Source organism: Aquabacterium sp. OR-4, assembly GCF_025290835.2.
In the GTDB taxonomy this organism is placed as follows: Bacteria; Pseudomonadota; Gammaproteobacteria; order Burkholderiales; family Burkholderiaceae_C; genus Pseudaquabacterium.
The window spans coordinates 1096112-1117556 of the sequence record NZ_JAOCQD020000002.1; the positions used below are offsets into that span (position 1 = coordinate 1096112).

At 59.7% G+C, this 21445-nt stretch carries 20 protein-coding genes and 1 pseudogene; 17 read left to right on the top strand and 4 right to left on the bottom strand.

The window, feature by feature from the left end:
* The first annotated feature begins 130 nt into the window (after positions 1 to 130).
* The 5 genes from N4G63_RS17105 to N4G63_RS17125 all read left to right on the top strand — a co-directional run bounded on the left by N4G63_RS17105 (position 131) and on the right by N4G63_RS17125 (position 3420).
* Positions 131 to 559: a hypothetical protein gene (locus tag N4G63_RS17105; protein ID WP_260786644.1), complete on the top strand. Its 429-nt coding sequence runs from the start codon at positions 131 to 133 to the stop codon at positions 557 to 559.
* 145 nt (positions 560 to 704) lie between these two features.
* A complete protein-coding gene (locus tag N4G63_RS17110; RefSeq protein WP_260786645.1) occupies positions 705 to 1172 on the top strand; it encodes a hypothetical protein in 468 nt (155 codons plus the stop codon).
* Between the two features lie 157 nt (positions 1173 to 1329).
* The gene (locus N4G63_RS17115; RefSeq protein ID WP_260786647.1) at positions 1330 to 2064 is read left to right on the top strand and encodes an HNH endonuclease; all 735 of its coding nucleotides are present in this window, start codon (positions 1330 to 1332) and stop codon (positions 2062 to 2064) included.
* A gap of 134 nt (positions 2065 to 2198) precedes the next feature.
* Complete coding sequence (locus N4G63_RS17120) at positions 2199 to 2777, top strand: hypothetical protein (RefSeq protein WP_260786648.1); 579 nt, start codon at positions 2199 to 2201, stop codon at positions 2775 to 2777.
* 175 nt (positions 2778 to 2952) lie between these two features.
* Complete coding sequence (locus N4G63_RS17125) at positions 2953 to 3420, top strand: hypothetical protein (RefSeq protein WP_260786649.1); 468 nt, start codon at positions 2953 to 2955, stop codon at positions 3418 to 3420.
* Positions 3421 to 3824: 404 nt separating this feature from the next.
* On the opposite strand, the gene N4G63_RS17130 is transcribed toward N4G63_RS17125, so the two are convergent.
* The 3 genes and pseudogenes from N4G63_RS17130 to N4G63_RS17140 all read right to left on the bottom strand — a co-directional run bounded on the left by N4G63_RS17130 (position 3825) and on the right by N4G63_RS17140 (position 7866).
* Positions 3825 to 4907, bottom strand: a complete 1083-nt coding sequence (locus tag N4G63_RS17130) for an IS630 family transposase (protein WP_260785852.1) — start codon at positions 4905 to 4907, stop codon at positions 3825 to 3827.
* A 97-nt stretch (positions 4908 to 5004) separates the two neighbouring features.
* Positions 5005 to 6089 (bottom strand): annotated as a pseudogene (locus tag N4G63_RS17135) (IS630 family transposase).
* 835 nt (positions 6090 to 6924) lie between these two features.
* Positions 6925 to 7866 (bottom strand): IS1595 family transposase, encoded by a 942-nt coding sequence (locus N4G63_RS17140; protein ID WP_260786650.1) that lies wholly within the window; start codon positions 7864 to 7866, stop codon positions 6925 to 6927.
* 718 nt (positions 7867 to 8584) lie between these two features.
* On the opposite strand from N4G63_RS17140, the gene N4G63_RS17145 reads away from it, so the two are divergent.
* The 6 genes from N4G63_RS17145 (at position 8585) to N4G63_RS17170 (ending at position 12725) form a co-directional block, all read left to right on the top strand.
* A complete protein-coding gene (locus N4G63_RS17145; protein ID WP_260791147.1) occupies positions 8585 to 9466 on the top strand; it encodes a TIR domain-containing protein in 882 nt (293 codons plus the stop codon).
* A gap of 270 nt (positions 9467 to 9736) precedes the next feature.
* On the top strand, positions 9737 to 10174 hold the full coding sequence (tnpA, locus tag N4G63_RS17150) for an IS66-like element accessory protein TnpA (protein ID WP_314599967.1): 438 nt from the start codon (positions 9737 to 9739) through the stop codon (positions 10172 to 10174).
* Complete coding sequence (gene tnpB, locus N4G63_RS17155; RefSeq protein WP_260786059.1) at positions 10171 to 10506, top strand: IS66 family insertion sequence element accessory protein TnpB; 336 nt, start codon at positions 10171 to 10173, stop codon at positions 10504 to 10506. The genes tnpA and tnpB overlap by 4 nt, the downstream gene beginning before the upstream one ends.
* A gap of 71 nt (positions 10507 to 10577) precedes the next feature.
* The gene (gene tnpC / locus N4G63_RS17160) at positions 10578 to 11612 is read left to right on the top strand and encodes an IS66 family transposase (RefSeq protein WP_314599846.1); all 1035 of its coding nucleotides are present in this window, start codon (positions 10578 to 10580) and stop codon (positions 11610 to 11612) included.
* Positions 11609 to 12262 carry an IS66 family transposase gene (gene tnpC, locus N4G63_RS17165; RefSeq protein ID WP_314599968.1) on the top strand — a complete coding sequence of 218 codons (654 nt, stop codon included), beginning with the start codon at positions 11609 to 11611 and terminating at the stop codon, positions 12260 to 12262. The genes tnpC (N4G63_RS17160) and tnpC (N4G63_RS17165) overlap by 4 nt, the downstream gene beginning before the upstream one ends.
* 94 nt (positions 12263 to 12356) lie before the next feature.
* A complete protein-coding gene (locus N4G63_RS17170; RefSeq protein ID WP_260791143.1) occupies positions 12357 to 12725 on the top strand; it encodes a hypothetical protein in 369 nt (122 codons plus the stop codon).
* An 84-nt stretch (positions 12726 to 12809) separates the two neighbouring features.
* On the opposite strand, the gene N4G63_RS17175 is transcribed toward N4G63_RS17170, so the two are convergent.
* The gene (locus N4G63_RS17175; RefSeq protein ID WP_260785852.1) at positions 12810 to 13892 is read right to left on the bottom strand and encodes an IS630 family transposase; all 1083 of its coding nucleotides are present in this window, start codon (positions 13890 to 13892) and stop codon (positions 12810 to 12812) included.
* 149 nt (positions 13893 to 14041) lie between these two features.
* On the opposite strand from N4G63_RS17175, the gene N4G63_RS17180 reads away from it, so the two are divergent.
* From N4G63_RS17180 to N4G63_RS17200, 6 genes are all read left to right on the top strand, one after another.
* Positions 14042 to 14641, top strand: a complete 600-nt coding sequence (locus N4G63_RS17180; protein ID WP_260791141.1) for a nucleotidyltransferase domain-containing protein — start codon at positions 14042 to 14044, stop codon at positions 14639 to 14641.
* Between the two features lie 357 nt (positions 14642 to 14998).
* Positions 14999 to 15940: an IS1595 family transposase gene (locus N4G63_RS17185; protein WP_260786650.1), complete on the top strand. Its 942-nt coding sequence runs from the start codon at positions 14999 to 15001 to the stop codon at positions 15938 to 15940.
* The gene (locus N4G63_RS28345) at positions 15933 to 16286 is read left to right on the top strand and encodes a GNAT family N-acetyltransferase (protein WP_443112065.1); all 354 of its coding nucleotides are present in this window, start codon (positions 15933 to 15935) and stop codon (positions 16284 to 16286) included. Before N4G63_RS17185 ends, N4G63_RS28345 begins: the two co-directional genes overlap by 8 nt.
* Before the next feature lie 1977 nt (positions 16287 to 18263).
* Entirely contained in the window at positions 18264 to 18467 is a 204-nt protein-coding gene (locus N4G63_RS17190) for a hypothetical protein (RefSeq protein ID WP_260787620.1), read from the top strand.
* A 965-nt stretch (positions 18468 to 19432) separates the two neighbouring features.
* A complete protein-coding gene (locus tag N4G63_RS17195) occupies positions 19433 to 20080 on the top strand; it encodes a hypothetical protein (protein ID WP_260787619.1) in 648 nt (215 codons plus the stop codon).
* Positions 20081 to 20619: 539 nt separating this feature from the next.
* Positions 20620 to 21003 (top strand): hypothetical protein, encoded by a 384-nt coding sequence (locus N4G63_RS17200; protein WP_260787618.1) that lies wholly within the window; start codon positions 20620 to 20622, stop codon positions 21001 to 21003.
* The last annotated feature ends 442 nt before the right edge of the window (positions 21004 to 21445 follow it).

Here is a 21445-nt window from a genome sequence, read left to right on the forward strand (position 1 = left end):
CCACCCTGGCACTGCGGCCTAACACTTCGCTCAACCGGACCCATTGCGGCATGCGGCTAAAGGCCCGCCATTTCATTCTGGGCCTTTAGCCACATACCGCAACGGTGGGTTAGCTCAAACGTTAGGCCTCATGAGAACCACCGTCGCGTTCGCTACGTTAGCCGCGCTTCTTCTGTCGTCGCAGGCCCATTCTTCATCCAGTACGTGCACTCGGGAAGAGGCCTACGCGGCCGAGGTGGTTACGGATTACCTCACAACTTGGGACGGCGTCTACAGGTTCTACAAGCAGTTCAAGCACTGCTACGAGGGCGCGATTGCGGGAGGTGCAGAGGACAAGGTTCAACTCCTCTGGGCCAATCGCTGGTCGGAGATTCCTACAATGCTTGCACTGACGACTAAGGATCGAGAGTTCAAGAAGTTCATCTGGGTCATCATCGACTCGGAGGCCTTTCCACGAGACACCTTCAACACAGTTCACGCGAACGTAACTCGACACTGTCCAAAGGGAGCGGAGGAGTTCTGCCAGGCTGTCAGATCAGCAGCCAAACGTCGGCAATGAGGCCTAACCCCTCGGTCAAGCGGAGAGCCAACGGCAAGTCGCCAGGCCCGCGCGCCGCTGTGGTTTATTCTGCATCGCGCGGGCCTGGCGCCTTGCCGTCGTCTCCCGCTTACCTCGAACGTTAGGCGTCACAATCGCACCCACTGTGAACCGCCCCACCCTGAATCAACCCGCTGATCTCTGGCACGTCGACGGTTCGCTGAGAGACATCTATGTCTTCAGTACCATCGCCTCAGATTGGGATGCGCTTCTAGTCCTGGCTCAAACATATCCGCACGAGTACACACAAGACGGGATTCCTCACTCGTTGCCGGCAGCTGCCGCCCTCTTCCGAGATCGAGAGCACTCTCATTTGCTCAGCATACTGACTGGCGCTGTTCGCATCAATTGCCACTTTTTCGTGCCCGAAGAGATCGAATTGGACATTGATCCATGGGAAGTCATAGATCAAGAAAAGCACGTTGCCGTGCTGCAGTTCGTCGAGCGACTGGCACAGGCCACACGGAAGGATGCTGTGGTTACCCCAGAGAACACCCCCGACAAAGCGCTGCTTCAATACGACCACGCCAGTCAAGTTTGGCAAGTCCATGAGCTACCTGCCAGCGACGCCTAACCCCTCGCTCAACCGGACCCGCTACGGCAAGCACCGTAAGCCCGGCCTGCGCCAGCAGTAACATCGTCGCAGTCCGGGCTTACGGTGCTTGCCTCCGCAGGCCGGTTAGCTCGAACGTTAGGCATCAGAATCCAACCGTCAAGGTTCGCAACCCATCATGGAACTGGTTCAGTCACTTTCCGAGGCGCGAGAAAATGCCCTTCGCTTTCAACACGTCGCGAAGAAGCCCGACTCGATCGCATTCAAGCAACTTGGAAGATACTCGCATTGGTTCTACTTCCCTGACCACAAGGCATTTGCACCGAGCAAGTTCATTGGTTATAGGGGAACGACCGTCGCCAACTACCAATCTCGTGGCACTGGTACAGACACTACTCGCGTACTGAAGAGGTTCTTTACGAAGTTGGACAGGCCATCACAAGCCTTCGACAATCTTCTCGAAGATTTAGGCGAATGGCTCCACGCACTGTCATCGGACGTTTCCGCCAAGACCCTAAGCGGAACCGGCGGCATCTACCTTCCAAGGCAAGCCACGGCAACCGTTCGCGAACCCATTGCATCAGCGCCGGGAAATAGCTTCATAGAAGGGGCGCGACTCAATGTCACTCAGTCGCGATCAGAGCGCAATCCTGCGGCGAGAGCGCGCTGCCTCAAGATTCATGGCATCACATGCCACGGTTGCAACTTCAACTTTGAAAAGAAATATGGGCCGCTTGGCGCGGGGTTTATCCACGTTCATCACTTGAACCCCTTACGAACAATTCGTCGGAGCTATATTGTGGATGCGGAACGCGATCTAGTACCTCTCTGCCCAAACTGCCACGCGATGATTCATAGACTAATTGGCGAGCAATCATTAGCTGCACTCCGACAGCACATCGCTGATGCCTAACCAGTCATTCAACCGGACGCTACACGGCTGCCGGGCTTACAGGCCGCCATTTCATTCTGGCCTTCCAGCCCGCCATCCGTTCCGCGCCGGTTAATTCCAACGTTAGGCCGCACAAAGATCACACTGCACGCCACATGCCCGAGTCCTTCTTCTACCTCCTACTTCTGGCGACGATCGGAGTTCTCTGGCTCGTTCTACGCTCCTTCTTTCCTTCGTATATCGGCGAGAAGGGCAAGAATCTTGCGACAAAGGAAGACATCGCCGCCATTACTCAGAAAGTTGAGGAGGTGAAGGAGGCTTATGCAAAGCGCCTGAAGGAGCTTGAGCACCAGAACGCACTTGTCCTTGAGCAACTTCGGTCACAACAACAGCTCCGCTTGGCTGCAGTCGAGCGCCGACTTGCCGCGCACCAGGAAGCGTTCACGCTTTGGCGTCGCCTTGTAGCCGCGGCACACTCAGATGATGTGCACGCACTCGTCCTCGAGTGTCAAGACTGGTGGGAAAAGAACTGCCTGTACCTCGGACCGGAAGCCCGAGACTCATTCAACCGCGCTTACTTCACAGCGTCCTCGCACCGAGAACTTATACGCTCGCGCACAAGCGCGGAAGAGGTAAAAGTTAGCTGGTCACTCCTGCTTGCGGCCGGAGACGCCCTTCTTTCCGGCGTCCAACTCCCAAGTCTCGGTGAGCGCGAGGCGAAGAGTGCGGCCTAACCCCTCGCTCAAGCGGAGCGCCAACGGCAGGCCACCAGGCCCGGTCTGGCGGTACGCGGTACATTTTCGCCAGCCCGGGCCTGGCGTCCTGCCGTTGTCGCCCGCTTAGCTCGAACGTTAGGCTTCACAAACCAGCCTTTCGGTGCCCCTCCCAACAACCACGAGAAGAGCACGCATGCCCACTACTGAAGAGTTGTATGCCGAGCTGAAGCCAGAGATTGGGGCGATTGCCAATCACCTCTTCGAACTCTCTGAAACGTTTCTTCGAAAAGCTGGCAACTTCCTACCTCACGGCGCCGTTCTCACCGACTCGGGGGACGTTCAGCTTGTAGCCGCCGCACCCGATGGAACCAAAGACAAGACAAACTCAGTCGAGATATTGCCGGTACTTCACGATGGACTTCGTGCACAAGTCAAGGAAGTTCCCTGCAAGGCCTTGGCAGTTGCTGAGAACGTCACTGTCTCTCTAGAGGGTCAGCGCTCTACGAGCGCGATTAAGGTTCTCTTCGAGCACCGGCGAGGCCTAACCGTTGCACTCTATTTGCCATTCGAGAAGAAGTTTTTGCGTGGGTACACGTTTGGTTCGCCCTTCTCCAAGACGGCAAACCCAGAGGTATGCGCATGGGGCGCCGGTGAAGCCTAACCCCTCGCTCAAGCGGAGCGCCAACGGCAGGCCACCAGGCCCGGTCTGGCGGTACGCGGTACATTTTCCCCAGCCCGGGCCTGGCGTCCTGCCGTTGTCGCCCGCTTAGCTCGAACGTTAGGCCGCACAAGGCCACCTATCCCCATGCCGACCAATCTCCACGAGCTTCTCGACTCCGTCAAGGACGAACCGACGTTCCTGGAATTTGCCAGCGCACTGCGTCTTGATCGCATGGAAGAGGAGAAGAAGGAAGCAGAGTCACCCTCCAATGCCTACGGGCCAGGAGCCAACGGCTGGGAGAACCAAACGATAGAGCAGTTTCTTGGTGGCGCCATCGCGTGGGCCGAAAGCACGAATGTCGGCCTCACACAGGGACTAGTGCAGTGCGCCGCTCTGTTCTGTACTTATTCCGGTGCGGTGACCAGGGCGGCCTTGGCCCGGGTCACCTTGGCCAGGATGTCGGTCGCGCGGGCCGTCCAGATGAACGGCTTGGGATCGATGTTGTGATGGGCCACGTACAGGTCGATGGCCAGCTCCAGTTCGGCAACGCTGGCGAAGCTGTCACGCCGGATGCGCTTGTCGGTGATGTCGCGGAAGAAGCGTTCGACCATGTTCAGCCACGAAGCGCTGGTCGGCGTGAAGTGCATGACGAACCGCGGATGACGCGCCAGCCATTTCTGCACCTCGGGGTGGCTGTGGGTGGCGTAGTTGTCCACGATCAGGTGAAGGCCCAGGTGCTTGGGCGTGCGGCGGTCGATCAGCCGCAAGAACTTCAGCCACTCGGTATGCCGGTGGCGCGGCTGGCACATCGAGATCACCTTGCCGTCCACCGTGTTGAGCGCGGCAAACAGCGTGGTCGTGCCGTGGCGCTTGTAGTCGTGGGTCACGGTGCCGGCACGCCCGCGCTTCATCGGCAGACCCGGCTGTGTACGGTTGAGCGCCTGGATCTGGCTCTTCTCGTCGCAGCTGAGCACCAGGGCGTGCTCGGGCGGGTTCATGTACAGGCCGACGACGTCGAGCAACTTGTCCTCGAACCGTGGATCACGCGAGAGCTTGAACGTGCGGCTCAGGTGCGGCTTCAGGCCGTTGCTCTGCCAAACCCGACGCACGGTGGTGGCTCCCACACCCAGGTGCGCGGCCAAGGTGCGGGTGCTCCAGTGCGTGGCGTCGACCGGCTTGTCGTGCAGCGTGGCCTGCACGATGCGCGACTCCATCTCAGCGGTGATCGTGGCCGGACGGCCGCTGCGTGGGGCGTCCTTGCGCAGCGCGTCGATGCCACCGCTGAGGAAGCGCTCGCGCCACATGGCGACCTGGCGCCGATCCAGTCCTGCATCGACAGCGATGTCCTTGTTCTGCCGGCCCTCGGCGGCCAGCAGCACGACCAGCGCACGCTGCTGCAACCGGGCCTCCACCGTTCGGCGCTTGGCCAGCACACGGAGCTCGCGCTCGGTGTCTGCGTCCAGTTCAATCGTCTTGGCAACCCGCACTGTTCCAGCCTCCTGGAACGTCTGAGTATGCCGGCGCAAATAAGTTCTATAAATTCACGCGCACTACACTAGTGCAGTGCGCCGCTCTGTTCTGTACTTATTCCGGTGCGGTGACCAGGGCGGCCTTGGCCCGGGTCACCTTGGCCAGGATGTCGGTCGCGCGGGCCGTCCAGATGAACGGCTTGGGATCGATGTTGTGATGGGCCACGTACAGGTCGATGGCCAGCTCCAGTTCGGCAACGCTGGCGAAGCTGTCACGCCGGATGCGCTTGTCGGTGATGTCGCGGAAGAAGCGTTCGACCATGTTCAGCCACGAAGCGCTGGTCGGCGTGAAGTGCATGACGAACCGCGGATGACGCGCCAGCCATTTCTGCACCTCGGGGTGGCTGTGGGTGGCGTAGTTGTCCACGATCAGGTGAAGGCCCAGGTGCTTGGGCGTGCGGCGGTCGATCAGCCGCAAGAACTTCAGCCACTCGGTATGCCGGTGGCGCGGCTGGCACATCGAGATCACCTTGCCGTCCACCGTGTTGAGCGCGGCAAACAGCGTGGTCGTGCCGTGGCGCTTGTAGTCGTGGGTCACGGTGCCGGCACGCCCGCGCTTCATCGGCAGACCCGGCTGTGTACGGTTGAGCGCCTGGATCTGGCTCTTCTCGTCGCAGCTGAGCACCAGGGCGTGCTCGGGCGGGTTCATGTACAGGCCGACGACGTCGAGCAACTTGTCCTCGAACCGTGGATCACGCGAGAGCTTGAACGTGCGGCTCAGGTGCGGCTTCAGGCCGTTGCTCTGCCAAACCCGACGCACGGTGGTGGCTCCCACACCCAGGTGCGCGGCCAAGGTGCGGGTGCTCCAGTGCGTGGCGTCGACCGGCTTGTCGTGCAGCGTGGCCTGCACGATGCGCGACTCCATCTCAGCGGTGATCGTGGCCGGACGGCCGCTGCGTGGGGCGTCCTTGCGCAGCGCGTCGATGCCACCGCTGAGGAAGCGCTCGCGCCACATGCAGCGACCTGGCGCCGATCCAGTCCTGCATCGACAGCGATGTCCTTGTTCTGCCGGCCCTCGGCGGCCAGCAGCACGACCAGCGCACGCTGCTGCAACCGGGCCTCCACCGTTCGGCGCTTGGCCAGCACACGGAGCTCGCGCTCGGTGTCTGCGTCCAGTTCAATCGTCTTGGCAACCCGCACTGTTCCAGCCTCCTGGAACGTCTGAGTATGCCGGCGCAAATAAGTTCTATAAATTCACGCGCACTACACTAGACCCAGCCAATCCATGGAGACGGTTCGCTGACTTCCTGTATTGCGGCAAGATCTATGAGTGAAAAGCAAGCATGCCGTGTGCGGGCAAACTTCAAGCCAGGCACATCGCCGTCGTCAAGTCTCTGCTCAACGCCACGGCGCCTTTCCTCAGAGTTGCGGCAAGTCGGCCAAGTTCAGTTCTTCAGCCGGCGCGCAGTGCGGCCTAACCCCTCGCTCAAGCGGAGCGCCAACGGCAGGCCACCAGGCCCGGTCTGGCGGTACGCGGTACATTCTCGCCAGCCCGGGCCTGGCGTCCTGCCGTTGTCGCCCGCTTAGCTCGAACGTTAGGCGGCACAAAATGCGACTCACCTTGCACTATCGCGGCCCGCTAAAGGCAAACGGTTCACCGACTCACAAGCACGAATTGAGGAAGTGGTTCCATCGCCAACTCGCCACTCTATGGCAACAAAGTCCGCTGAACGAATGCCTCTCGTTCCTTGAACCAAGAGATAGACCAGGAAGCTTTTCGCTACTTCGGAAGAGAGGCGCTTTCACCTTTGTTCCCTTGGTGTCAGCAGAAATGAACGCGATAGCCGAGCTTTCGATCGTTTTGCTGCGACCAGAGCCGCCTGGTGGTTTGCTCACACAAGGCGGAGACATCGACAATCGGTTAAAGACACTTTTCGATTCCCTTACCCTGCCTCCCCAACTGAATTCGCTACCAGCAAGCATCCTTCCAGAAACGGGAGAAGAACCATTCTTTTGTTCCTGATTCGAAACGAAGCTAAGCATGCCGAATGACGCGCTCGGTTGCGGCCTTGCCGCGACAGACATCGACGATGAGGCGGATGACGAGGCCGGCGAGATCGAAGCGTCGGTTGAAGCGGTAGGCGAAGGCGCCGAGGTAGCGGTCGGCGTACTTGGCGTAGCCGAAGGCCTTGTAGGCACCCGAGAGCATGGTCTTGAGGTTGCCCAGGACGGTGTTGACCCACTTGAATTGCGGCAAGTCCCGGGGCTTGCGCTGGCCGACGACCTCGACCTGATGGGTGCAGCCGGCCTCGGTGACGGCGGCGAAGCATCCCAGGCCGTCGCTGAGCACCGAGCAGCCAGGCGCCAGATGCAGCCGTGCCCAGTGGGAGATGGCATCGCTGGAGAAGGCGGCTACCGGCGTGACCTTGAGGTACAGCGGATTGCCCTTGTCGTTGAGCGAGACCGCCGCGACGATGGGCACCTTGTTCTCCGAGCCGCGCCCGGGCTTGCCACCAGGGCGCTCGCCACCCAGGTAGGCGTCATCGATCTGCACGGCGCCCGACAGGCGGTGCTCGGCCTCACGCGAGGCCATGGCGGTCATGATCTTGTGGTGCATCAGCCAAGCGGTCGGGTAGCTGACGCCGAGGTGCCGCTTGAGTTCAAGGGCGGACATGCCGGTCTTGGCCTGGCTGATCAGGTAGATCGCGAGAAACCACCGGGTCAGCGGCAGCTTGGTGTTGCCGAACAGGCTGCCGGCGGTAACCGAGGTCTGCCGGTGACAGCTGTGGCACTGGTAGAGGTTGCGCCCGCTGCTCGAGACAACGCAGTGCGCCCGGCTACTGCAGCGCGGACAAACGAAACCCTGCGGCCAGCGCGCCTGACGAACCGCCTCAGCGCACGCAGCCTCGTTTCCGAAGCACTGCAGGAACTCGGGCATCGACATGCCTTGCTGAAACTGGATCGGGTTGTAGGCCACGGCTTGCACTCCTGGGTGAAGTGCATCCAGCCTATGGGCCAGGTGGCTCACCGGGTGAGCTAGGCTTAGCTTCGTTTCGAATCAGGTTGCGGCATGCGGCCAAAGGCCCGCCATTTCATTCTGGGCCTTTGGCCACATACCGCAACGGTCCGGTTAGCTCAAACGTTAGGCCGCAGCCGTCTCAAACCATGCAGGCACCGCGCTTCTGTCACCGCAGCATTCTCTTGCTGCTCGCAGGCAAAGTTCCTGGCGGTGCGGCTCCGTTCATTTCAGGTCGCGCCGTTCCTTCTGGTACTTCGGTTTTCGGTTCTCTCAGCGCGCTTGTCAGCAAATCGGTGGCCATGGCCATCAGGCTCTGGTGCCTGTCGCAATTCAACGCTCGCCAAGGTACGGCACTTTTATTTCTGGCCGCGCCTTCCTTCGGCACCGGTTCATCTGCTGGCAAACCGTTCGTTCAAGCCCGTGGCTCACTCGCCTTGTTCACGGCCAGCAAGTTTTCAGGTCTGGGTTGTTGTGTTTTCTGGCAGGCTTGCATCTGGCTTCGCGTTGCTCGGCCAATCCACTCTGCCGGGCCGCGGCCTAACACTTCACTCAACCAGACCCACCACAGCATGCCGCCGTCCGGGCCTCCATTTCATTCTGGCCCAGCCGCCGTCACGCTGCGGCGGTCTGGTTAGCTCAAACGTTAGGTTTCTTCAACACAGGCCGGCTCACGCACATGTCAACAAGACCAATACTTTTTGTTGGCTCCTCATCGGAGGGCTTGAAGTACGCAAAAGCACTGCAAGTCAACTTGGATCATGTATGCCAGGTTGTCATCTGGTCGCAGGGAATATTTGGCCTTAGTGCCGGAACTCTTGAAGATCTAGTCGAGAAGATCAAGGTGGTTGATTTCGGCGTACTTGTCGTAACGCCAGACGATGTATCAATATCGAGAGGCACAAAGTCTGCATCACCGCGCGACAATGTATTACTAGAACTCGGGATCTGCATTGGTACCCTGGGCCGGGAACGTAGCTTTCTTGTACACGACAGGTCAAAGCCAATAAAATTACCTAGCGACCTCGCGGGTATAACACATGCATCATTTCTTCCGCATGACGATGGAAATGCAACTGCATCAGTCGGCGCAGCGTCCACGGAGATTGAGAAGAAGATTTTGGAACTCGGCGAACGACCAAAACATGGCGTGGCAGGCTTAGTCGATCAAGATACACAATTTCGCGTCATTGCCGACTTACTCGGAATAATTGCTTGCAACTATATAATCCAAATGCACGACTTGGATGCAAAGTTGCTTCGGGAGCGCAATGTATTCGGGAACATGGGGAAATATTGGTATGGCATTGAATTTCCGGGGCGCCATCTTGGAAACGGTCGCTTTTCCATTAATGACCTGTGCGAGAAGATGCCAGATGCAGGCATATTGACCCAAGACCTAAAGTTCAATGTTTCTCTAACCGAGCGCGGCAAGAATTTTGCTAAGTGGCTAGTTTTGAACGATTACAAATCCCCCACTTTTGTTTCGACTCTCGGCTCATGGGGAAAGCCGTCAAAACACACCATAGCCGCTGTCAAATGGTTCGCGAAAGAAACCTAACCATTCGCTCAACCGACCCATTGCGGCGTGCGGCCAAAGGCCCGCCATTTCATTCTGGGCCTTTAGCCACACACCGCAACGTTCCGGTTAGCTCAAACGTTAGGCATCACACACGACCACCATGGCCCGCAAACCATACGAAGACCGAACAGACATCGAGAAAGTTCACTCTCAGTGGCGCAAGCTGACTGTGAGCGGCTCGCCGTCCCACCTTGCTTACCGGGAACAGGCGCCTGAGGATGGTGTCCACCTATTCATTGGTGGACACCTATGCATCCCAATTCAAAGTCTCGGCGGCGCCACAGTACCGAGCTCAAGGCCAAGGTTCTGGCCGCCTGTGCCGAACCGGGTGCGTCGATATCCGGGGTCGCGCTGGCGCATGGGCTGAACGCCAATCTCGTTCGCAAGTGGCGCTCGGGTCGCGGCACCAAGCGTGACAGCATGCCCGCTACATCGGCGACGAGCGGCGCAGTGACCCCGGCACCGTCAGGCGCGGCCGCCGAATTCGTTGCCGTCGAGATGCCCGCACCGTCCAAGGCCGTGTCGCGTACCGCGGTCGCACCCAGGGAGCCGGCGCCGATCGCCGAGCCGTTGATCCTGGTCGAGCTTCGCCGCGGTGCGCTGCACCTGAACGTGCGCTGGCCGACCGCTGCGGCCGAGGACTGTCGGTCCTGGTTGCGCGAGCTGAGCTCGAGCCTGCTCAAGTGATCCGCATCGATCAGCTCTGGCTGTGCACGGCCCCGATGGACATGCGCGCTGGCGCCGAGCGGCTGATGAGCTGCGTCGTGCAGACCACCGGCGCGGCCCGCGCCCATCACGGCTACCTCTTCGCGAACGCGCGCGCCACGCGCATCAAGCTGCTGGTGCATGACGGCTTCGGCGTGTGGTGCGCAGCGCGGCGACTGAACGCAGGTCACTTCGCCTGGCCGCGCGAGGCGACGGCGGCGCCGCTGTCGTTGACGCAGAGCCAGTTCGACGCCTTGATCGTGGGCCTGCCCTGGCAGCGTCTGCCAGAGATGAGCGTGATCACGCGGATGTGAGGCTCGGGGCCCGGCGTTGACAGGACATCCGCCAGTGGCGCGGGCTCGCGCGTCTTGGCAAGATGCCTCGCATGCTCGGCATGCGTGACCTCAAGCCTCAGGACCTGCGGGACCTGTCCCCAGAGGCCCTCACGACACTGGCCGTGCAGATGCTGGGGCACATCCAGCAGCAGGCACAAGACCTCCAGGCCCAGCAAACGCTGATCCAGCGCAAGGACCGCGACATCGCCTGGCGCGACGCGAAGATCGAGAAGATCACGTTCGAGCTGGCACGGCTGAAGCGCTGGAAGTTCGGCGCCAAGAGCGAGGCGATGACCGCCGAGCAGCGTCAGATGTTCCAGGACACGCTGCTGGAGGACGAAGCCGACCTGGAGGCGCAACTCGCCGCCCTGCAGGCCGCGCTGCCCAAGACGCAGCCCAAGCCCAAGGACGCGCCCCGTCGTCCGCGGCGTCAGGCGCTGCCCGAGCATCTGCGGCGTGTCGAGCACCACCACGAGCCCGAGGACACGACCTGCACGACACCGGACTGCGGCCGGCCAATGACGCGCGTGGGCGAGGACGTGAGTGAACGCCTGGACATCGTGCCGGCGGAGTTCTTCGTGCACCGGCACATCTACGGCAAGTGGACCTGCCGCTGCTGCCAGCGTCAAGGCATCGAGCACCTGGTGCAGGAGCCGGCCGAGCCGCAGATCATCGACGGCGGCATCGCTGCCAGCGGGTTCGCGGCTCACATCCTCATCAGCCGCTTCGTCGACCACCTGCCGTACTACCGCCAGGAGACCATCAACGCCCGGTCCGGCGTGCACACGCCGCGCTCGACGCTGGCGCGCACCGCCGGCAATGCCGGTGCCGCGCTGTTCCCGCTGTTCGAAGCCCTCAAGCGCTTCGTGTTGAGCTGCCCCGTGCTGCATGCCGACGAGACGCCGGTGGCGATGCTGGACCCCGGCGCGGGCAAGACCAAGCGGGCCTACATCTGGGCCTACGCGCGCGGCGAATTCGATGCCCAGCAAGGTGTGGTCTACGAGTTCTGCCTGGGTCGAGGGTCGCAGTACCCGGTGGCCTTCCTGGGCCCATCGACACGACAGCAAGGTCGCCGGGCTCGATGAAGGAGGACCAGCCGGCGTGGCAAGGCACGCTGGTGTGCGACCAGTACGGCGGGTACGACGCCGTGCTCGACAGGCGCGTGTACCCGCAGCGCATGGCTGCTCATTGCGCGGCGCATGCCAGGCGCAAGTTCGACGAGCTGATCGGCACCAGCGAGGTGGCCAAGGAGGCGATCAAGCGCATCGGCTGGATCTACCACGTCGAAGGCCAGTTCGAGGGGATGGACGCGCAGCAGCGCCAGGCAGCGCGGGAACAACTGACCCGGCCGCTGTGGAAGGAACTGCACGTCTGGCTCAGGCTGGAGCGCGGCCGCGTGCCCGACGGCGGCTCCATCGCCGCGGCGATCGACTACAGCCTGAACGCCTGGGATGCGCTGACGCGGCACCTCGAAGACGGTGCGGTGCCGATAGACAACAACTTCATCGAACGGCAGATCAAACCCTGGGCCATGGGCCGCAAGGCATGGCTGTTTTGCGGCAGCGAATTGGCCGGCCAACGCGCAGCGATCGTCATGAGCCTGGTGCAGTCCGCCAAGCTCAATGGGCATGACCCATGGGCCTACCTGCGCGCCGTGCTGGAGCGGCTTCCCAGGCATCAGAACAGCCGCATCGAAGAGTTGCTGCCGCACCGGTGGCGAAAACCAAACACATGATCGCTGGTCGGCGAGAACGCTGTCAGCTCAGCGGCTTGTCGTCACGGGGGACGGCGGGTCGCTCACAGCTGACTGGCCTGCACTCCCGTGAGGAGTGGTCGCAGCCGTGGTACGCGCCGCTACTGCTGCGGAGATCGCAGCAAACCACGCAATACGACAAGAATTTGCCGCGCAGAGCGGGTTTGACGCAGCCTTCGTAAACAGCCAGCTGAAGTGGGCAAACGGGTTATCTGGGAAGCTCGATCACTTGATCACGCCACTTTGGGCGCATCAGAAGGCGAAGCAAAAGCACCTGAAGGAACTGAAGAAGCTGGCTCAATCTGTGAATGGGAAACGAAACTCCGTAGCGCATCAAGGGGAGTTCTGCAACGAGCAAGAAGCTGCAGAAACAATAGACAACGCGAGATCGTTCATCACATTGCTTCTGCAGGTTTATGAACCCGAGTTCGCGCTCAAGCGCTAGTGATGCCTAACCCCTCGCTCAAGCGGAGCGCCAACGGCAGGCCACCAGGCCCGGTCTAGTGCAGTGCGCCGCTCTGTTCTGTACTTATTCCGGTGCGGTGACCAGGGCGGCCTTGGCCCGGGTCACCTTGGCCAGGATGTCGGTCGCGCGGGCCGTCCAGATGAACGGCTTGGGATCGATGTTGTGATGGGCCACGTACAGGTCGATGGCCAGCTCCAGTTCGGCAACGCTGGCGAAGCTGTCACGCCGGATGCGCTTGTCGGTGATGTCGCGGAAGAAGCGTTCGACCATGTTCAGCCACGAAGCGCTGGTCGGCGTGAAGTGCATGACGAACCGCGGATGACGCGCCAGCCATTTCTGCACCTCGGGGTGGCTGTGGGTGGCGTAGTTGTCCACGATCAGGTGAAGGCCCAGGTGCTTGGGCGTGCGGCGGTCGATCAGCCGCAAGAACTTCAGCCACTCGGTATGCCGGTGGCGCGGCTGGCACATCGAGATCACCTTGCCGTCCACCGTGTTGAGCGCGGCAAACAGCGTGGTCGTGCCGTGGCGCTTGTAGTCGTGGGTCACGGTGCCGGCACGCCCGCGCTTCATCGGCAGACCCGGCTGTGTACGGTTGAGCGCCTGGATCTGGCTCTTCTCGTCGCAGCTGAGCACCAGGGCGTGCTCGGGCGGGTTCATGTACAGGCCGACGACGTCGAGCAACTTGTCCTCGAACCGTGGATCACGCGAGAGCTTGAACGTGCGGCTCAGGTGCGGCTTCAGGCCGTTGCTCTGCCAAACCCGACGCACGGTGGTGGCTCCCACACCCAGGTGCGCGGCCAAGGTGCGGGTGCTCCAGTGCGTGGCGTCGACCGGCTTGTCGTGCAGCGTGGCCTGCACGATGCGCGACTCCATCTCAGCGGTGATCGTGGCCGGACGGCCGCTGCGTGGGGCGTCCTTGCGCAGCGCGTCGATGCCACCGCTGAGGAAGCGCTCGCGCCACATGGCGACCTGGCGCCGATCCAGTCCTGCATCGACAGCGATGTCCTTGTTCTGCCGGCCCTCGGCGGCCAGCAGCACGACCAGCGCACGCTGCTGCAACCGGGCCTCCACCGTTCGGCGCTTGGCCAGCACACGGAGCTCGCGCTCGGTGTCTGCGTCCAGTTCAATCGTCTTGGCAACCCGCACTGTTCCAGCCTCCTGGAACGTCTGAGTATGCCGGCGCAAATAAGTTCTATAAATTCACGCGCACTACACTAGCGGTACGCCGTACATTTTCGCCAGCCCCGGCCTGGCGTCCTGCCGTTGGCGCCCGCTTAGCTCGAACGTTAGGCCTCATGCCAACCACCGTCTCTCTCCTTTCCATCGCGGGGAAGCCGTCTCTGTCCCGTCAGTACGGTTTGCTCGTTCGCCTCCAACGAGTCCTGTACGAGGAGCCCCGTTGCCTTGGTGCAGCAGTTGTGGGCTCGCTCGCAGCAGGCAAGGCAGATCGGATGTCCGATGTCGACCTACTCGTGTACTGCGAAGCGGGCGCGGCGCAAGCCATTCTGAACATCCTCAACGAGATTGCGGCTGACGCGCCGGTCGTCCATCGCCTTGCCGGACAACATGACGCGAACAGCCTGTACGAGAAGGTCATCCTGGAGGACTGGTGCTCCTACGAGATCCACGTCATTGAGCCTGCCACTCGAATGCGCCTGCGACCGCCGTACTTGGAAGTGATCAACCGAGACGACTACCTTGCGTCGAGACTATCCGAAGAGAAGCCGATTGGTCGGAAGACAGTGAAGCCGTATGTCAACGGTGACGCCGGTCTCGTCTGGGAACTCTTCAGTTGCATGAAGTGGCTGCAGAGAGGTGAAGTTGCGCACGCAACCCAATATCTGCAATCACTCGGCGAGCAGTTGAAGGCGCGGCAGAAGCTCAATGAGGCCTAACCCTTCGCTCGAGCGGACCTCCACCGGCAAGGCGCTTGGCCCGCGCATCGGCCAGTATCATCATCCATTGCGCGGGCCAAGCACCTTGCCGGTGGCGTCCGCTCCGCTCAACCGTTAGGCCGCACAAATGCGAATCCGCAACGCAAGCCGTACCGAGGCCGATCAACTGAACACCATTGCCATGCAAGCAAAGGCGCATTGGGGATACACGGCTGAACAAATGGAACAATGGCGGGAAAGCCTTTCTACTGAACCGCAAAGCATCGAGCAACCTGATTCGAAACGAAGCTAAGCCTAGCTCACCCGGTGAGCCACCTGGCCCATAGGCTGGATGCACTTCACCCAGGAGTGCAAGCCGTGGCCTACAACCCGATCCAGTTTCAGCAAGGCATGTCGATGCCCGAGTTCCTGCAGTGCTTCGGAAACGAGGCTGCGTGCGCTGAGGCGGTTCGTCAGGCGCGCTGGCCGCAGGGTTTCGTTTGTCCGCGCTGCAGTAGCCGGGCGCACTGCGTTGTCTCGAGCAGCGGGCGCAACCTCTACCAGTGCCACAGCTGTCACCGGCAGACCTCGGTTACCGCCGGCAGCCTGTTCGGCAACACCAAGCTGCCGCTGACCCGGTGGTTTCTCGCGATCTACCTGATCAGCCAGGCCAAGACCGGCATGTCCGCCCTTGAACTCAAGCGGCACCTCGGCGTCAGCTACCCGACCGCTTGGCTGATGCACCACAAGATCATGACCGCCATGGCCTCGCGTGAGGCCGAGCACCGCCTGTCGGGCGCCGTGCAGATCGATGACGCCTACCTGGGTGGCGAGCGCCCTGGTGGCAAGCCCGGGCGCGGCTCGGAGAACAAGGTGCCCATCGTCGCGGCGGTCTCGCTCAACGACAAGGGCAATCCGCTGTACCTCAAGGTCACGCCGGTAGCCGCCTTCTCCAGCGATGCCATCTCCCACTGGGCACGGCTGCATCTGGCGCCTGGCTGCTCGGTGCTCAGCGACGGCCTGGGATGCTTCGCCGCCGTCACCGAGGCCGGCTGCACCCATCAGGTCGAGGTCGTCGGCCAGCGCAAGCCCCGGGACTTGCCGCAATTCAAGTGGGTCAACACCGTCCTGGGCAACCTCAAGACCATGCTCTCGGGTGCCTACAAGGCCTTCGGCTACGCCAAGTACGCCGACCGCTACCTCGGCGCCTTCGCCTACCGCTTCAACCGACGCTTCGATCTCGCCGGCCTCGTCATCCGCCTCATCGTCGATGTCTGTCGCGGCAAGGCCGCAACCGAGCGCGTCATTCGGCATGCTTAGCTTCGTTTCGAATCAGGTCGAGCAATGGCCGACCTTCGTAGCCGAAGATCAAGGAGAGCTAATAGGCTTCTCCCAGATCAATCCAGATCTTGAAATTTGGGAACTCGTATCCCTATTCGTTCTGCCCGCGCACATTGGAATCGGTGTCGGCCGGGCCCTGCTCAAAGAAGCCGTTGCCACAGCCAGTAAAGCCGGGCAAACTATTTTGCACATTGATTCAGATCCCAATGCTGAACCGTTCTATCTGGCGTGTGGCGCAGTTCGAATCGGAGCTGAACTCGCGCCTATACAGGGGAATTCAGCGAGAGTCAGGCCACAGTTGCACTTGTCCACCAGTGCTGCCTAACCATTCGCTCAACCGGACCCATTGCGGCATGCGGCTAAAGGCCCGCCATTTCATTCTGGGCCTTTAGCCACATGCCGCAACGGTCCGGTTAGCTAAAACGTTAGGCCTCACATATTCACACCGCCAGCAACTCGGGGCGCCGAGATGAATACAGACTCTCCACGAAGGCGTAACTACATGGTAGGTTCGGTTGCAAACCCTGGAGAGTTGCTGATCGCCCTGATTGCCTTCCCAATGATCATGGCTGGGGTTCTAAAGGCGTCTGCAGCATTGGCCGGGCACCTCGGCTTGCAAGGAGTTGAGTCTGTTGGGTATGGAACTTTGTGCGCGCTCTCCCTAGCACTATTGCCGCTCCTCCTAGCCTCGTCACTCCTTGCAACGGTACTATGGGGCTTTGCGGCGTGTTGGCTAGTTTCTTATTTCTACATGTTGGGCCCAATCAGCACCGAGGTACCTGCGAGAAAGCTCATTGCCACTGCCACGTCGATCGCCTCATTTGGTACGCTGGGACTTCTTGGGCTTGGGTTCACGCTGTACGGGCCATTAGTCGGCAAATAGGCTCCAACATGCGCGTCAAGGAACTTCGCGGTGAGGCCTAACCATTCACTCAACCGGACGTTTTGCGGCACACGGGCTTTGGGCTTCATTTCATTTTCGCCCAAAGCCCGTGCGCCGCAAAACGCCGGTTAGCTCAAACGTTAGGCGTCACAAACACCTCCGCGCGCCCATGAAGCACTTCAAAACTGACGCCCTTCTCATCCTGCTAATCCCGGCGGCAGTACTTGCCATCGCGGTCCTGTGAGCACTCGTCATACCAAACCTCTGAACGCTCCCCTATGTCGCTCCGCACTCATTTGGTCGCAGCAGTCTTGCCTCTCATTTTGGTGGCTGGGCTTTGGTACCTGGCCGACGTCGCTGTGGCCTCCAAGTCCGCTGACGTCGTGGAACTGGACATGGTGCTGTCTAAGCAATCACTCCGAACGTGCGGAGTCGAGAGGCTTCGCCAAGCTCCATTCGTCTCCAAGGTGGAGAACCTGCTCACAGACGGGTTAGCCGTCTCTCTGCGCACAGATCCTCCGTCGCAACAGATGCTCATGCCGGTCTCCGGGAAACGCATCCGAATCTCGGAAAGTTGGCTTTCAAAGAACGGCTCTCCTGAACGCCGCGCCCGGGCCAACAAGAACTTAGACCAGACGGCAGAAGTACTGGCAGGCTGCGGCGGCTAGGCCGCAGGGCTATGCTCACCAGCGCACACCTGTACCGAGTGACGCCTAACCCCTCGCTCAAGCCGACCCGCTACGGCAGCCACCGCCTGGCCGCTCCAGGCTTTTGTGAATATCATCCTTCCGCGGCCAGTCGGTGTCTGCCTCCGCGGGCGCCTTAGCTCGAACGTTAGGCCGCAGCCGTCTCAAACCATGCAGGCACCGCGCATCTATCACCGCACCTTTCTCGTGCTGCTCGCAGGCACCACCCCTCCCGGTGCGGCTCGGTTCGTTACAGGTCGCGCCCTTCCTTCTGGTACTTCGGTTTTCGGTTCTCTCAGCGCGCTTGCCAGCAAAGCGGTGGCCATTGCCTTCAGGCTCTGGCGCCTGTCGCAATTCAGTTCTCGCCACGGTACGGTTCTTCCCTTTCTCGCCCCGCCATCCTTCGGCACCGATTCATCTGCTGGCAATCCGTTCGGTCAAGCCCTTGGCTCGTTCGCCTTGTTCACGGCCAGCAAGTCTCCTGGTCTGGGTCAGTGTGTTTTCTGGCACGCTTGCCTCTGGCTGCACGTTGCTCAGCCAGTTCACTCTGCCGGGCCGCGGCCTAACACTTCGCTCAACCAGACCCACCACAGCATGCCGCCGCCCGGGCCTCCATTTCATTCTGGCCCAGCCGCCGTCACGCTGCGGCGGTCTGGTTAGCTCAAACGTTAGGCTGCATAGGAAAGACCCCTGCACGCCCACCACCATAGAAGGACAAACTTCGGAGGATCACATGACCGATTCATGGTTTCAGAAGGAAGAGTATTTGACACTTCGCAAGGAGGTCGAAAGCAACATGGCTGAACTCGCAAATCTTGAAAAGATTTGTGTTGGCGGGGTTGCCGGAATCTTTGCATGGGTATCAAAGAATAGTGGGGACTTGAATGGATTCGAGAATTTCGCCTGGATGGTTCCGAGCTTACTTCCGCTATTTTGAATGCTGAAGGCAACGTCGATTGGCATACACCTTCAAATTTTGGGAAATTACCTCCACAAGATTGAGAATGCCCAGCTGCCCGACAACGCGAATCCAGAAGGATGGGAATCATTTTTCCAGAACAACGGACTAAGCCAGAGAACAACACAAACAGAGATTCGTTGGAAAGCTCTTGCTTGGGTAACTCTACTTGGCAGTATCGTTGGACTAGCGCAGTCGTTGTTCAAATAGGTTGCAATGCAGCCTAACCATTCGCTCAACCGGACCCATTGCAGCATGCGGCAAAAGGCCCGCCATTTCATTCTGGGCCTTTTGCCACATACCGCAATGGTCCGGTTAGCTCAAACGTTAGGCCTCAGATTTCATCCGCATCGCCCTTCGAAGGCTTCAACACAAATTCAATGCACACCCTCTTCGCGCTCTACACATTGGCTAGTCTCGCCCACTTCAGCCATAACGCTGAATACATCGCGTTCTATCCTGGTCTCCCAAACTGGATGACTAGGGAGACCGTCTACTTGGCTTGGCTAACAGTTGCAAGTGTTGGTCTACTTGCAATGCTAACCGCTTGGCGTGGCTGGAAGAGAGTTGCGGCACCGCTCCTCGTGGCGTATGGTTTACTTGGCACAGATGGATTACTCCACTACACGCTTGCCTTGTGTTCAGAACACACACTTACCACAAACGTTACGATATTTTCAGAAGTCTTCCTTGGCGTTATCTTGGCCTGTGCAGGTGCAGTTAAGTTCCATCGGCTAACAGTTCGCCGCAAGCGCACTGAGGCCTAACCATTCGCTCAACCGGACCCATTGCGGCATGCGGCCAAAGGCCCGCCATTTCATTCTTGGCCTTTAGCCACATACCGCAACGGTCCGGTTAGCTCAAACGTTATGCGTCATTGGCAAATCCTTTATCCTGCCACACTAGAAATACCAAAAATGCTCAGAGCTTCTACGAAACGAACCGTGCTTGATCTTCTTGATGAAAGTTACTTCGGCGCTTCAAACTTTTCCGTTGAATTTGGAGATGGAAATCCGAGATGGCTGAAAGTCTCATTCATTCCGAATGGCAACTTTAGTTTCAAGATCGACGGAACAGGCCTCGGTACGGCGTTTTATCAATCAAGTGCGGCCCCAGGTGTCGAGTTTCTACGTCCAGACACCCATATGGAGCGCAGTTTTGACGATTGTGCTAGGCGCATTCCAGATTGGATTCAGAGGATTAAGGAGGAAATAATTGACTCAAGTCCACTTAATCGAGAGTTGCAATTGGTTCGAAAGCAACTGGAAGAGAGAATTGACTATCTCGGGGAGAAACAGGATGACTATTTCACTCGCGAAGAGGCAACCCAGTTAGCCGAAAGGTTGAATGAGTTTTCCAATAAGCTTACAGAATTGTGCCCTACCAATGATGAGCTAAAGAGCGTAATTTCCAACCTGAAGGCCAAACTGGAAGTACTTGCCGCGGCGACAGAAAGCGTGAACAAGGGTACATGGTTACGAATGGCGGGCAGCCGCATCCTTAAGGCAGCGAAGGCCGTTATGGGTTCGAAGGAGGGGCGAGAATTTGCGCTTGAGGCGGCCAAGAAAGTTCTGCTAGATGGCCCGAAATGACGCCTAACCATTCGCTCAACCGGACCCATTGCGGCATGCGGCCAAAAGCCCGCCATTTCATTCTGGGCTTTTAGCCACACGCCGCAACGGTCCGGTTAGCTCAAACGTTAGGCATCTCAACCGACCACCTTCGTCCTTCCTCGCAATGGCTGCACAAAATCTATCCGCTTACCCGCGCCTGAGGCTGGCGGTCACACTTGCGCTGACGGTCGCCATAGGCGTGCTTTCGAGCATTCTTGCGTCGCAGATCATGCCCAACGGGCAGCTGGACTGGTCCCTACTTCCGAAGGTTTCATCGTTCTGGATCTTGCTGCTAGTCACCGCGGTCTGGCTCAGCGTTCAGGTGGCGTATCTGCAGTCTGACTATGGGCTCATAACTTACGCCGACGATCTCCACTGCGAGGCAGTCATCCGGAAGTTGAAGCTTGATGCACTTGCTGCGGACCTTCTAAAGAATCCAGACAAGGCCCACGCACTGGACGCAACTGCCCTCCGAAAGGACCTCGGACTCAAGCGTAAGAGCATCTAGGGTGAGCGACATGACCGACAACCACACTGAAACACTCCCTGCATCGGCGAACGCGAAGAGCCTAACTGTCTTTCGCACACCCTCATTTGATGAGTCGCGGAACGGCACGCCGCTCAGCGATGAGGGTGCATTCTCTAGGATGATTCATACACTAGTCGCAGATCCAGATGCAGGCAAAGTCGTTCATAAGCAGACAGGATCAGAAGTCCGAACACTGAAGTTCAACGACTATCGGATCTTCTATCTCGTGCACAACAACAGCGTCTATCTGTTGAGCATCGACGCAGATGGACCCGAATCTGCACCCACTCGGCCTTTCAAACGCAGTCTCGCAAAGTTGCTTGATCGAGTTTGGTTGTCAGCAGTTGTGGAAGCAATGCGGAGGCTGATATGAGATGCCTAACTTGTCGTTCAACCGGAGCGCCAACGGCATGGCACCCTGGCCGTGCGACCGCCTTGGTCCATCATCGGCCGCACGGCCAGGGCGCCACGCCGTCGTCGCCCGGTTAACTCTACGTTAGGCCGCAGCCGTCTCAAACCATGCAGGCACCGCGCATCTGTCGCCGCAGCTTTCTCGTGCTGCTCGCAGGCCCCGTCCCTGGCGGTGCGGCTCGGTTCGTTGCAGGTCGCGCCCTTCCTTTTGGTACTTCGGTCTTCGGTTCTCTCAGCGCGCTTGTCAGCAAAACGGTGGCCGTGGCCATCAAGCTCTGGTGCCTGTCGAAATTCAACGCTCGACAAGGTACGGCACTTTTATTTCTGGTCGCGTCTTATTTCGGCACCGGTTCATCTGCTGGCAAACCGTTCGTTCAAGCCCGTGGCTCACTCGCCTTGTTCAC

Coding starts and splice junctions, on each gene's coding strand:
- N4G63_RS17115 (WP_260786647.1), top strand. CDS start 1,330: ATGGAACTGGTTCAGTCACTTTCCGAGGCGCGAGAAAATGCCCTTCGC.
- N4G63_RS17200 (WP_260787618.1), top strand. CDS start 20,620: ATGACCGACAACCACACTGAAACACTCCCTGCATCGGCGAACGCGAAG.
- N4G63_RS17145 (WP_260791147.1), top strand. CDS start 8,585: ATGTCAACAAGACCAATACTTTTTGTTGGCTCCTCATCGGAGGGCTTG.
- tnpC (WP_314599968.1), top strand. CDS start 11,609: ATGAAGGAGGACCAGCCGGCGTGGCAAGGCACGCTGGTGTGCGACCAG.
- tnpA (WP_314599967.1), top strand. CDS start 9,737: ATGCATCCCAATTCAAAGTCTCGGCGGCGCCACAGTACCGAGCTCAAG.
- tnpC (WP_314599846.1), top strand. CDS start 10,578: ATGCTCGGCATGCGTGACCTCAAGCCTCAGGACCTGCGGGACCTGTCC.
- N4G63_RS17190 (WP_260787620.1), top strand. CDS start 18,264: ATGACCGATTCATGGTTTCAGAAGGAAGAGTATTTGACACTTCGCAAG.
- N4G63_RS17120 (WP_260786648.1), top strand. CDS start 2,199: ATGCCCGAGTCCTTCTTCTACCTCCTACTTCTGGCGACGATCGGAGTT.
- N4G63_RS17180 (WP_260791141.1), top strand. CDS start 14,042: ATGCCAACCACCGTCTCTCTCCTTTCCATCGCGGGGAAGCCGTCTCTG.
- N4G63_RS28345 (WP_443112065.1), top strand. CDS start 15,933: ATGCTTAGCTTCGTTTCGAATCAGGTCGAGCAATGGCCGACCTTCGTA.
- N4G63_RS17105 (WP_260786644.1), top strand. CDS start 131: ATGAGAACCACCGTCGCGTTCGCTACGTTAGCCGCGCTTCTTCTGTCG.
- N4G63_RS17125 (WP_260786649.1), top strand. CDS start 2,953: ATGCCCACTACTGAAGAGTTGTATGCCGAGCTGAAGCCAGAGATTGGG.